Below are 12,089 nucleotides of genomic sequence, written 5' to 3'. Positions count from 1 at the left end.
CTGTTTTTTGCTGTCCATAACGATGATGATGGGCTAGCAAAATCTGCATTTCACCAGTTTGCGGATTCGGGCGAGTAATAGCCGTGATGACACAGGGTTGTACACGTGGGTATTGGCGCAATCGGCACACTGGACAGACCATCGCACGCTCATCTCGCTTGGCATGAATGGTTGGGGCAGCACAGCGACTACAAAACTGTGTATCTGTTTGCCAGCGCAATAACTGTATCGCTTGGCTAAGCTGATCGGACAAAGCCACGGGCAACTGAGTAATCAGCTGGCGGTAAGGAACAAACGCATTGCCACTGCCCTCAGCGATGATGGGCAGTGCAATGTGATGTGCAATTGCATAGTCATAAGTAATGGCGCTAGCCGCTTGCGCAGTAAAGGTGTGGGGAGTATCAATCGAACTGTCGGCACTTTCTAGAATATCGGCATACTTCAGAGTATCTACACTCGCGCTAGTAGGATTGACATCAGGCGACCAGTGACGCGGTGCTAGGCTTTCGAGTAGCGTGATATGACCAACTTGATAAGCAAGCTGGGTCTCCTCGTCTGAATGTGTAGCAGATGGGGGTAATTCAAGCTGCACCGGCCACCATCCATTAGGTCGCTGGTGGCATAAAACAGTATCATCACTAAATACAAAAGCGCTGGTCATAGGTAAAATTCCAAACCGGTTACAGTCAGTACGCATCAGTGTTGATACAGACTTTTTTTTAATTGAAGTAAAGTCAATCCTATATCATTCGGATACGGTGTCAGTCAGGCTCGCTTAGCACTACTATTCGTAGTGCTTTCAATCACCTTGCTTGTATCTAGCTTATATGGGATCGACTATATATAAATGAAGGGCTATGGCAGCAAAGCCGCCATTTAAATATCATTTTAGTACTTAAGCGTGATAGAAATTAGGCTGCGAGTAGATGACTCAAGCTCTGCTGTCCCACATCTAATGCTTGTTTGCTGACCGGACGATTGTGTTCAAAACCATCTAGATGATGATCGACGGCCATAATGACATCAGCGATACAGGCAAGCGTATTGTCTTCAATACGTTGTCCACCTTCGATACGTTGCTGAAGATAATTGGCCAATTGACTGAGCATGCTGGCAGGTGTTGGCAGCTGTAAGAAGCGCACAGCCCCTGCCACTTGGCGCATCATCTCAGGTATGTTCTGGATATTGAGCATATCGCGCTCTGGCTCAGCCAAATAATCGTTAATGGCTTGTTCTGCACTGGCAATAGCGGAACGACTTTCTTGTATCAAAGTATCATTAGCTGTATTGAGCTGATGTAAAGAGATATGCGGGTTATTCAGTGGCAAATAGATGGCCCCTGGTGTGTGCATTTCTGCCATTGCAATGGTGGCGTTTTCCGCATGCATTAATGCCAATAGCAAGTGATCGAAATCGTCAGGCGAGGGCGTTTGCCAATGACTAACAGCTTCTGCTGCTACGCTGAGACTATTGGCGGCATTTGATAAACCAAGCAAGCGTAACGCTGAGCTCAATTCTGTTAGCTCTTCGATAATCTGTGCGGTTTGCATATCGACAGGGTTCAATGAATCACCACGTGCGTAGCTATCCACATTTTCTTTGATGGTATTAATTTGGGTCTGAATGATGGTGTTCAGCGTATCGGTCAGGGCGCGATTAGGACCGAATAAGAAACGTTTCATTTGCTCAAGTTGCGCGCTTTCCAAGTGGTTGCTGGCATATTGCTCACGCAGTCGTTGGGCTGCATCACTGTCACGCTGGCAAGCAAAACTGACCAAATCAGCAAAACGTTTGTCCATCACAGGCAAGTAGCTTTGGAATTGCTGTTCTAAGTAAATCAGTGTATGTTTTTGACTCAGGTTTAACGGTAATATCGTGGCAATGTCCGTGACAGCTGCGGTGGCCGCTTGCCAAAATAGACTGCTGGTGTTCGATGCTATCAAAGCACACGCTGCACTCATGGCGTCAAGCTTCTGCTGATCGTCTGGGCTAACGTTGCCATCTTGATTGAGCAGAGCGACTCCAAGACCACTACGATAAGCATAAGTTAGTAGTTCAGTGTCTAGGTTAAGCTCGTCAAGTGGTTGGAAGTTTTGTTCAGGGTTGGCAATGATGACACTACTGCTACCAAAAGCTGCAAAATAGTCTGCTGTGATAGGGGTTTCTTGCCCGTGAGCGTTGAGTTTATTGATGACAGGTAGTAACAAGGTTGGCTCTACTGACTCTGTCAAAAGTACAAACTCGATATAGCGATCCAGTGTCATAATGGCTTCTGATAAGTCCATAATCAAGCTGGTATCGTTATTATCACCATTATCATAGAGGCGCTGTAAACCATTGACAATAGCGGTATTCAAAGCCTCTGCACCAACCAAAGATATCAGCTCAAAGATGCAAGACAGCTGCTTTAGCACAGTGATAGAATCTAATAATAAAGGGGCTTGACTATTATCATCATTAAATTCACTCAGATGAATCTCAGTATCTTTTAAGGTTACGATGATCTCATCATGCAACAAATGTAGCGATGGTAGATTGAAATCAGTAACACTAAGCGTTGGGGCCGTTAACTTCATTTGCGCAGACTGGTTCATAGGTGTTTTTCCATAATGTACTGATGAGAATGGCGATGGTTTAAATGATGATCGAAAAAGCACTTGCTGGTGATGTTTTAACGCTTAATATAACAATAATCAAGCCTATATTATACAAATGTTATTGCTCAAAGATTGATATCATCAGCTTATACGGCGACTACATATTGGCTTTTAGCTCAGGATACGCTTCTGCGAGCGCGGCATACCACTCTTGATTGGTATTTTCATCCATAGAGGACTCTAGCAACAAAGACGCTAAATTGGCAAAACTGGCGTGTGCTGTCTGCCCACCATCTGTTTGCGTGTCTTCTTCGATGGCGAGTGTAACCTGCCCACCTGTCATCGCCAGATAAACTTCTGCTAAAATCTCTGAATCAAGTAAGGCGCCATGAAAAGTACGATCTTGCTTCCCCACATTTAGGCGACGTACTAAAGCGTCTAGGGTATTTTTTTGCCCCGGATATTGCTGCTTTGCCATGACCAGCGAGTCAGTCACTTGTACGCGCTCAGCAAAGTCGTTCATACCAACTTTGGCAAACTCCATGTTTAAGAAGTTCATATCAAAGGTGGCGTTATGAGCGATGATTTCTGCGCCGTCCATAAAATCATAGAGCGACTGAGCAACTTGATCAAAGGTAGGCTTGTCGGTCAAAAATGCCTCAGAAATACCATGGATACGAATGACTTCATCATCCATGCCGCGCTGTGGATTGATATAAACGTGGAGCTTTTCACCCGTAAATTTACGTCCGATCATCTCCACGATACCGACTTCGATAATACGGTCGCCTTTTAACGGATCAAGACCTGTGGTTTCAGTATCCATAATGAGCTGGCGATCAGACTCATGACGATGGATAGGTTTGGGTAGCAGCGGTATGAAATACGGATTGGCACGGCTGGTGTCGCCGTCAAATTTTGGTGTATTAGCTTCTTCTATGCCAGTAACGGTTGCGGGCACAGGATCATTTATCGTTGCATCAGTCATAGACGTTTGGGTTTCCGGCATCTCTATTTTACTCATTGGTTTGCTAGCATTATGCTGATAGCGATCGGCTTCTATTACAGCATCTTTACTTATCATATCATCGGCAGGGTTTGTATCGTTATCAGTGTCTATGACATCTTCGTCAAGCTCATCATCTATCATATCTAGACCCAGTGGATCGAAACTTAGCCAGTCATCGTGAGCAGCATTTTGCGCTGTATTAGGCATTATTTGCCCTTTTTTTTTAGCTGTGTCTTGCGGCTCTATGCTCGATAATTCTTCACTGCTGGACGTCACGCCCAAGTTTGCCAGCTCGTCCGCTTTTTCATTGCCTGCATGTCCTGCGTGACCTTTCACCCAATGCCAGTCAACATCGCGCTGCTGGCATAGCTTGTCTAATTGCTGCCAAAGATCTTGATTGGCGACGGGTTTTTTACTTGCCGTTTTCCAGCCTCTTTTTTTCCAACCCTCTATCCATTCGGTAATGCCTTTTTTGACATAGCTTGAGTCTGTCCAAATCTCGAGGTTGTGCTCATGCGGGCTATGGGTCAATGCTTGTATCGCGCCCATCAACTCCATGCGATTATTGGTCGTCTCTTTATCACCGCCGTACAAATCTTGTGTACGTCCATCACTAAAAATGAGATGTGCGCCCCAGCCACCCGCGCCCGGATTGCCTTTACAGGCACCATCGGTATAGGCCACGGTGGTGTTTGATTTGGCGGCCAACGGATTCATCGCGTTACTGATGTTGAATGGCTGCGCTGAGGTGCGATTGTCTGACATAAAAAATTAGTGACCTAAAAATTGATAAACATAGGGAGGGTTGGAGGGATTTTGCTAGCGTTGTTTTTACACCAGCGCTTCCGTTATATTTTGGGAATGAGTATAACAAATCTATCGTTGATGTGGGCAATCGTAATGCACAAAGTCGCCAAAAGCACAGATCATAATAGTAACCTTGCTATTTTCTGTTAAAATGAGCTGTGTTGCGACACAGTATCAAACGGTATTGACTACGCAGCAGAAAAAACAGCAGTTTGCTGACGTCAATGAGTAGCGCAAATCATTCGACAGTGCCAATAGTTGATGAAAACACGCCCTAAAAAATCACGTTAATAGCAACATTGTCGTCATCACTGTTAAGATAGTTTTTTTAAAGACAATTTTCATAAAAGTTTAATGCATGAATGCAGGATAACCCTATTATGTCCTTACGCTCAAACATTTTTTATAAAAGGCTGATGTGCTTACCAGTCGGCATAGTGGTGAGCAGCGCGCTATTTTTAAGTGCTTGCAACGATAGCAACATTCAAGCTGATACCGGACTGGTCGAAGCGGCGACAGACTTATCGGTTTTTGAAGGTTGTTACACGGTTAGTCATGACGAGCCTGCCCAAATAAAAGTCAGTCAACAGGATGGCTCGTGGGTGATGCAGATGAAAGAGCCGGCAAGTGCGAAGCGCGTTTGGGATGACGCTGAGCCGCTAGAAGTGATTGAAAATAGCGACATTCCGCAGTTTTTCTCTATTGACCCTGACAATGTCGATGCGGTCATTGGGCGTCCTGATCGAGTGCTAGTACTGGGTCATGTTAAGCCTGCCTATGCCAATATCGATCCACTCTTAGATAGTGAATACTTATCCTATATTTATCGCGGTGCCAATACCATCTATCGTGTCGAGTGTGATGATGTTAATACCGATATTTTAGCCAATCCACATGCCAATATTGTGATTGATAATGTTAATGAGAGCCTCTAAAAAAGCATGGCTCATAAACAGAATTTATGATCGATAGTGTTATTTTAAACAGTGTTTTGCTATAAACCGTATGTCATTAGAGTTAAGCAATATGAATTTTTTTAGTTACGTGGTATTGGGCGGATTTTCTTATGCAGCGGGTTGGGCAATCAGAACCTATGTACTTGATAAGAAGCCTGAACCTGAGCAACCTTACAATCTAAAGCATCCTGCAATTTTGGCGTACTTAGGCGGTTTCTTTATTATTATGCTGATTGTCTCGTGGCTGATTGGTCGCTATGCGCTTGGGCATGCTGCTATCGATTTGCCGTTTATTATTATCAATAGCCTCGTTGCAACCTTTGTCTATTCGTTCGGTCTCAATCCAGAAAAAGCGCGTTATGATGTTCCAGATTAACACACGTAGATAATTGCTATTAATGAATAAAGAAGCCACGGCTGATACATTGATTATCAGTCGTGGCTTTTTAGAATGATCATTTCAGTATGATAGCTTGCACAAGACTACGTGTTTTTCTTCAAGTTAGTAGCGGTTTTAGCAGCTGCTTGTCTTTTCTTCCAAGTTTGATATTTTTGTAAATCCTTTTCGACCAACTTCAAGCAAAAGGTTAGTACAAGTGCATCGTCAATATGACCGATAAAGGGAATGAAGTCGGGAATGATATCAATCGGATTGAGAGTATAAAGCAGTCCAACCACGCCCGCTGAAATGGTCTTGTAGGGAATATCGCGATAGTTTCCTTGATAATAATCTTTAATCAAGCTCATGAATAGCATCAAATCTTTGGCAAAACGCTCAAGATGGCTGCTATCTTTTAGCTTTTCTTGCAGTTTTTCTTCTTCGTTGATGAGGTACTCTAAATCGGTGTCCAATATGTCATCTTTTTTCTGTTTATCAGTCGTTTTCTCAGCCATTATTATTATCCTTATTTAACCGAAATCGGTATTCTCATACTACAACAAAGTCGCGGGATGTGCCAATACGGCTAGGTTTTTGGTATGTATCATGGCTAGCATGGCGAAAAATTAAATAGTGGCAAGGGTTGGGCAACTATCATGGCCAAAAAAACGTCTACAATATGCTGCTGTGATGTTTAAGCAAGCAGATTGCAAAGATAAAGATGGGTTAAAAATATATCAAAATAAAAACGATAAGGTGGCAGCGAGAGATGGTTTCCAAGAGTCAGTTATTAACAGATGATAAAAATAAAAATGGTCATACAGCGATTGAAACGGCAGCTGGCTTGAATCGTCGCCAGTTTTTACGTCGAGTAGGTCTCAGCGCAGGGGCAGGGTTATTAATAACCCAAAATATGACTCAGTCGCTGGCCTCCGATGTCATTGAGAAAAATAATAGTACGCAACTTGCCAAGGATGATCTGCCAACCTCTTTATTGGCTGAGCGCTCATCATCACAAACGCTTCCAACACAGACAAGTTGTATCACGCCAACGATTGAGACGCGGCTGTTTGCCAGCTCCAATGTTGGGGGTAGCGATGACCGCAATCAATTGGCATTGGAGCGTATGGCCTGTGCAGGTTTTAACGTCAATAACCCTACGATTACCAATCGCCAGTATCTGCGTTTTGCTGGTACGGATTCTCAGAGAGCGAGTGACCTGCAAAACATCGCGACGGGTGCAATAGCCGCCCCAAAATTGTTACTCGGCGTGCGCGGCGGCTATGGTGCGATGCGTATATTACCCATGGTTGACTGGACAACGCTAGGACGGATTATGAAGGAGCATGGTACGATACTCGCAGGCTTTAGCGACGTGACCGCTATTCAATGTGCGCTATTGGCAAAGAGTGATATGAGCTCGCTTGCGGCGCCGATGCTTTATAGCGAATTTGGCAAGACCAAACCTGACCAAGTCAGCTGTCGGCAATTTGTAGACGCATTAACTAATCCTAACTTAGCCATTACTATACAAGATGCATCGTTAACCAGTTCTCAGTTACCCAGTGTCTTAGCCAAGAATGAGCCCAAAGCAATAACGGGCACTATTTGGGGCGGCAATCTAAGCGTAGTATCAGCGCTGGCAGGTAGTGAGTATTTGCCGAAGATTGATGGCGGTATTATATTTTTGGAAGATGTGGGTGAGCAGGCGTATCGCATCGAACGTATGCTATATGACTTGTATCTAGCAGGAGTGTTTAAGAATCAACAAGCGATTGTGTTTGGTGCATTATCGGGTACAGGAGAGGACAGCTATGACAAGCGCTACGATGTTGCGACAGTCATTCGCCAGCTGCACGAATTGACCGGATTGCCCATTTATAGTGGCATGCGCTTTGGTCATATTGGACAAAAACACAGCTTTCCACTCGGTGCAAAGTGTCAAATTAGCTTCAATACAGCTGGTGGCTATCAGTTAGTATTTACCAATTATCCAACCATTAAAGCAGATGCTATTCAAGTAGAAGGGTTATGGCAAACTGCTTAAACGCTAAACATTAAGCACTAATCTCTAACTACTATGCATTGCCATAACTAAATCGCTAACCGCGAAAACTTATCCTGATATTCTTTTGGCGTCAGCTCTGTTGCGCGTTTGAATAGGCGCGTGAACGAAGAGATGTCATCATAGCCAACTTGATCGGCAAGGGATTTGATGGTCACATCGCCCAACTCGAGCAAGCGCTTGGCTTGCTCAATTCTAACGGCCTGAATATACTCAACTGGTCGCATCGCTACACTGGCTTGAAATCGTCTGTTTAACGTGCGCGGGGTGATATTTACCATGGCAGCCAGACTGCTGACTTGCATCGGCTGACGAAAGTTTTGCTCGATAAACTCTTGGACTTGTTTGACCAACTGATCTGAATGCGGCTTGTGCAAAGTCACGTTGGTATAGCTATTCTGATTGCCTCGCTTGCTGTCAATAATCTGAGTTTTTGCTACTTGTGTCGAGATTTCTCGCCCACAGTAGCGCTCTATTAATAACAGTCCTAAGTCATAAAAGGCACTACCACCTGCTGCACAAAATATGTTATCCGATTGGGTAACAAACTGATTCTCTTGTAAGTCCACCAGTGGAAAGTCTGCCTTAAACTTATTGGCATAGCCCCAGTGGGTCGTGGCTATTTTATTGTCTAATAATCCTGCTTCCGCCAAGAAAAAAGCCCCGCTACAGTTGCTGGCAATATCCGCGTTGGTATTGGCCAGTCGCTTTAAATGCGGGAGCAGCTCACTATTTTGCTTCAACACCTTATCAATGGAATCGCCAATGGTTGGCACCAGTAACAAGTCGCACTCCATCACCTCTTGGATATCACAATGGGCATGAACCATTAAGCGATTGCTACATCTGATATCTACGCCACCAACGCTTGCTATTTGCACGTTGAATCTTGGCTCTACTGGCTCATCTAAAAATCGTTGCCAACTGACACCCGTAAATGAGAATAAATCTAACGCACCTGTCAATGCGCTACCGAGCACACCATCGAATCCAATGATGATGACTTTAAAGGGTTTGAAGTAGGGCATAACTGTCTATTCTCCTTTCGCTGTGCTGAGCAGAATTTAATTTTCTAACCGAAAATATCAATTTTCTATCTGAATTCTCGAAATATAAACGCTATTTATGTCGTATTTGACCATAATTATGTCATAAATGACAATACAGTAAGGCGTTAAATTAGATTAATATCGATTGATAACCAAATTTAATCAGTTAATGAGAATACTATGGCAGCAGATACGCTAATCAATGACTTTGAGTTACCGTTCCAATTATATGATGTATTGGGCACTGAAAATTTAACCGAGCATCCGAAGTTTGCAGAACACAGCCGCGAAACGTTTGATGCCGTATTGGATACGGCCAATAAAATTGCGACTCAGCTGTTTTTGCCGCATAACCATGTAGCAGACAAGAACGAGCCACAGTTTGATGGCAAAAAAGTCAGCATGATAAGTGATGTAAAAGTCGCTTTTGATGCATTCCGCGAGTCAGGGTTTATCGCAGGTCGCTATAGTTTTGAAGACGGCGGTATGCAGCTGCCTGAAACGGTAATGACAGCCGTGGCAGGTTATTTTATGGCCGCCAATCCTTCAACCACTGCGTATCCATTTTTGACGACTGCTGCGATTAATGTCATCTCGCATTTTGCTAGTGATGAGATTAAAGCTGCCTTTATGCCGCGCATGCTGACAGGTGAATTCACTGGAACCATGGCATTAACCGAGCCACATGCAGGTTCGTCACTTGCAGATATCAAGACCACTGCGGTAAAACAAGATGATGGCTCATACCGCGTCAAAGGCAGCAAGATTTATATCTCAGGCGGCGATCACGAGCTGTCTGACAATATCGTCCATCTCTTATTGGCCAAAGTGCCAGGTGGTCCAGGTGGCGTCAAAGGCATCTCTTTATTTGCCGTGCCTAAGTATCGCTTGAACGATGACTTGTCTGTTGGCGAGCGTAATGATGTACATCTGACTGGACTGATTCATAAGCTTGGTTATAGAGGTGTGACTTCTACGGCATTGAGCTTCGGCGATGAAGGTGATTGTCATGGTTATTTGATCGGCGAAGAGCATTTTGGCTTGCGCTATATGTTCAAAATGATGAATGAGGCACGTATCGCAGTTGGTTTTGGTGCTTCTATGATTGGTTATCGCGGCTATCAGTATTCGCTAGATTATGCCAAAGACAGAACGCAAGGCAGAATCGCCCCGAACAATAAACCTGAAGATGCAGCAACGGCCATCATCAATCATGGTGACGTAAAACGCATGTTATTGGCACAAAAAGCCTATTCTGAAGGTGGCATCTCATTGTGCTTGTATGGCTCAAACCTAATTGACCGTATCAATACCTGTGAAGACGAAACGCTAAAAAATGAGCTAACCGAACTATTAGATTTGCTAACGCCAGTGCTAAAAGCATGGCCATCTGAGTATGGTCCAAAAGCCAATGATTTGGGTATTCAAGTATTGGGCGGCGCAGGCTATACGCGTGAATATCAAGCTGAGCAATTTTGGCGTGACAATCGTCTAAATCCCATTCATGAAGGCACAAACGGTGTGCAGGCGCTAGATTTGTCATTCCGCAAGTTATGGCAAAAAGGTGGGTTAGGCATTCAAATCTTAAAACGTGAAATCACAAAAGATTTGGAAAGCATCACTACGCCTGAGAGCGCTCAATTGGCAGGCAAGCTGATGCCTTATATGGGTCATCTGCATGAAGTGTTGGTGCATCTTAGCAAAGTGCTACAAACCGAAGAAGCAGTCACATTGACGGGCAACGCGCAAGCATTGATGAATATCTTTGCCTCAATTGTGCTGAGCTGGATTTGGATTCGTCAAGCGAGTAAGGCTGAGCAGCTATTAAGCACGACACAAGATGCTGAGCAGCAGAACTTCTACAAAGGCAAGATACAAGCAGCCAAATATTTTATCGATTGGGAACTACCATTAGTTAAACGCGATATCGAATTATTAACCAACACCAACTCGGTTTGCACTGATATGCAAACAGAATGGTTCTAAGGACAACTCTAAGGACAGAGACATGACAAAAATGAACAAACAGTGGCGATTAAAAGCAAGACCGGTAGGCGAGCCTAGTGCCGAGACTTGGGATTATACCGAGACAGAAATCCCGACGATCACCGATGGTCAGCTGCTGATTAAGGTTGAATATATCTCTATCGATCCGGCGATGCGTGGTTGGTTGAACGATGCCAAATCTTATATTACACCAGTTCAGATTGGTGACGTCATGCGCGCTGGTACTGTGGGCGAAGTGATTGAAAGTAAGCATGAGAAATTTGCTGTTGGTGACTATGTCGCAGGTCACGATGGCGTGCAGTCCTATGCCGTCAGTGATGGTGCCAATCTGTATAAAGTTGATCCAAAACTGGCACCATTGTCTTATTACTTGGGCGTGCTCGGTATGCCGGGTATGACAGGGTATTTTGGTTTGCTGAAAACAGGTCAGCCAAAAGCGGGCGAGACTGTGGTTGTCTCTGGTGCTGCTGGTGCCGTTGGTAGCTTGGTTGGTCAAATTGCCAAAATCAAAGGTTGCCGCGTTGTTGGTATTGCGGGCGGCGCTGAAAAATGTAAATTTTTAGTCGATGAGCTTGGGTTCGATGCAACGATTGACTATAAAAACGAAGATGTGAAAAAAGCACTGAAGAAAACCTGTCCAGACGGCGTCGATGTATACTTTGATAACGTAGGCGGTGATATCTTAAATGACGTGCTCACACAGATAAATCTGCATGCGCGTATCGTCATTTGCGGTGCGATTAGTCAGTATAACAACACCACAGAAGTCAAAGGCCCATCGAACTATTTATCATTATTGGTCAATCGTGCCCGCATGGAAGGCATCGTGGTATTCGATAATCTCAAAGAATATCCAGTCGCCATGAAAGACATCGCTGGCTGGATTCAGTCAGGTGATATGAAAGTGAAAGACCATATCGTTGAAGGTATCGAGACGTTCCCAGATACCTTAATGATGCTCTTTAACGGTGAAAACTTCGGCAAACTAGTACTTAAGGTAGAGGGATAGATCATGACACTGAATACAAACGGAATTGCATCAGATGTAACGGGTAAACGAATTTTGATCACGGGCGGTGCCTCAGGTATCGGTGCAGCAAGCGCGTTATTGCTGGCCAGTCGCGGCGCAAAAGTCGTGATTGGGGATATGGCAGAAGAGATGGGCGCTGCGGTTGCCAAGCAAGCTCAAGACGCTGGCAACAGTATCGTCTTCAAAAAAG

The 12,089-nt window shown here is 44.4% G+C and carries 11 protein-coding genes; 6 read left to right on the top strand and 5 right to left on the bottom strand.

Features of this window, described 5'->3' with window-relative positions:
- The 3 genes from JFC08_RS13105 to dnaQ all read right to left on the bottom strand — a co-directional run.
- Positions 1–661, bottom strand: a 661-nt coding sequence (locus JFC08_RS13105) for an NADH pyrophosphatase zinc ribbon domain-containing protein (protein ID WP_198331027.1), incomplete at its 3' end; no start/stop codon positions are given.
- Between the two features lie 250 nt (positions 662–911).
- A complete protein-coding gene (locus tag JFC08_RS13100; RefSeq protein WP_045451453.1) occupies positions 912–2,594 on the bottom strand; it encodes a hypothetical protein in 1,683 nt (560 codons plus the stop codon).
- A gap of 160 nt (positions 2,595–2,754) precedes the next feature.
- Positions 2,755–4,371: a DNA polymerase III subunit epsilon gene (dnaQ, locus tag JFC08_RS13095; protein ID WP_198331026.1), complete on the bottom strand. Its 1,617-nt coding sequence runs from the start codon at positions 4,369–4,371 to the stop codon at positions 2,755–2,757.
- Between the two features lie 422 nt (positions 4,372–4,793).
- On the opposite strand from dnaQ, the gene JFC08_RS13090 reads away from it, so the two are divergent.
- Together JFC08_RS13090 and JFC08_RS13085 are read left to right on the top strand one after the other, a co-directional pair.
- Entirely contained in the window at positions 4,794–5,348 is a 555-nt protein-coding gene (locus JFC08_RS13090) for a hypothetical protein (RefSeq protein ID WP_198331025.1), read from the top strand.
- 91 nt (positions 5,349–5,439) lie between these two features.
- Entirely contained in the window at positions 5,440–5,745 is a 306-nt protein-coding gene (locus tag JFC08_RS13085; RefSeq protein WP_045445540.1) for a hypothetical protein, read from the top strand.
- A 107-nt stretch (positions 5,746–5,852) separates the two neighbouring features.
- Here the strand turns inward: JFC08_RS13085 and JFC08_RS13080 are convergent, their stop codons facing one another.
- The gene (locus tag JFC08_RS13080) at positions 5,853–6,263 is read right to left on the bottom strand and encodes a YkvA family protein (protein ID WP_193010928.1); all 411 of its coding nucleotides are present in this window, start codon (positions 6,261–6,263) and stop codon (positions 5,853–5,855) included.
- Positions 6,264–6,517: 254 nt separating this feature from the next.
- Here JFC08_RS13080 and JFC08_RS13075 point away from each other — a divergent pair, with 254 nt between their 5' ends.
- The gene (locus tag JFC08_RS13075; RefSeq protein WP_198331024.1) at positions 6,518–7,795 is read left to right on the top strand and encodes an LD-carboxypeptidase; all 1,278 of its coding nucleotides are present in this window, start codon (positions 6,518–6,520) and stop codon (positions 7,793–7,795) included.
- Between the two features lie 47 nt (positions 7,796–7,842).
- Here JFC08_RS13075 and JFC08_RS13070 read toward each other — a convergent pair whose 3' ends face one another.
- A complete protein-coding gene (locus JFC08_RS13070) occupies positions 7,843–8,841 on the bottom strand; it encodes a GlxA family transcriptional regulator (protein ID WP_198331023.1) in 999 nt (332 codons plus the stop codon).
- A gap of 201 nt (positions 8,842–9,042) precedes the next feature.
- On the opposite strand from JFC08_RS13070, the gene JFC08_RS13065 reads away from it, so the two are divergent.
- The 3 genes from JFC08_RS13065 to JFC08_RS13055 form a co-directional block, all read left to right on the top strand.
- Entirely contained in the window at positions 9,043–10,848 is a 1,806-nt protein-coding gene (locus JFC08_RS13065; protein ID WP_198331022.1) for an acyl-CoA dehydrogenase, read from the top strand.
- A 22-nt stretch (positions 10,849–10,870) separates the two neighbouring features.
- Entirely contained in the window at positions 10,871–11,878 is a 1,008-nt protein-coding gene (locus tag JFC08_RS13060) for an NADP-dependent oxidoreductase (RefSeq protein WP_198331021.1), read from the top strand.
- Positions 11,879–11,881: 3 nt separating this feature from the next.
- Positions 11,882–12,089: SDR family NAD(P)-dependent oxidoreductase (locus tag JFC08_RS13055; protein WP_198331020.1), on the top strand; the 208-nt coding region annotated here is incomplete at its 3' end.

It is taken from the genome of Psychrobacter cibarius (genome assembly GCF_016107535.1).
Taxonomy (GTDB): Bacteria; Pseudomonadota; Gammaproteobacteria; order Pseudomonadales; family Moraxellaceae; genus Psychrobacter; species Psychrobacter cibarius.
This window is presented reverse-complemented; position numbering and strand designations above follow the sequence as displayed.

Coding starts and splice junctions, on each gene's coding strand:
- JFC08_RS13085 (WP_045445540.1), top strand. CDS start 5,440: ATGAATTTTTTTAGTTACGTGGTATTGGGCGGATTTTCTTATGCAGCG.
- dnaQ (WP_198331026.1), bottom strand. CDS start 4,371: ATGTCAGACAATCGCACCTCAGCGCAGCCATTCAACATCAGTAACGCG.
- JFC08_RS13065 (WP_198331022.1), top strand. CDS start 9,043: ATGGCAGCAGATACGCTAATCAATGACTTTGAGTTACCGTTCCAATTA.
- JFC08_RS13060 (WP_198331021.1), top strand. CDS start 10,871: ATGACAAAAATGAACAAACAGTGGCGATTAAAAGCAAGACCGGTAGGC.
- JFC08_RS13090 (WP_198331025.1), top strand. CDS start 4,794: ATGTCCTTACGCTCAAACATTTTTTATAAAAGGCTGATGTGCTTACCA.
- JFC08_RS13080 (WP_193010928.1), bottom strand. CDS start 6,263: ATGGCTGAGAAAACGACTGATAAACAGAAAAAAGATGACATATTGGAC.
- JFC08_RS13070 (WP_198331023.1), bottom strand. CDS start 8,841: ATGCCCTACTTCAAACCCTTTAAAGTCATCATCATTGGATTCGATGGT.
- JFC08_RS13100 (WP_045451453.1), bottom strand. CDS start 2,594: ATGAACCAGTCTGCGCAAATGAAGTTAACGGCCCCAACGCTTAGTGTT.
- JFC08_RS13075 (WP_198331024.1), top strand. CDS start 6,518: ATGGTTTCCAAGAGTCAGTTATTAACAGATGATAAAAATAAAAATGGT.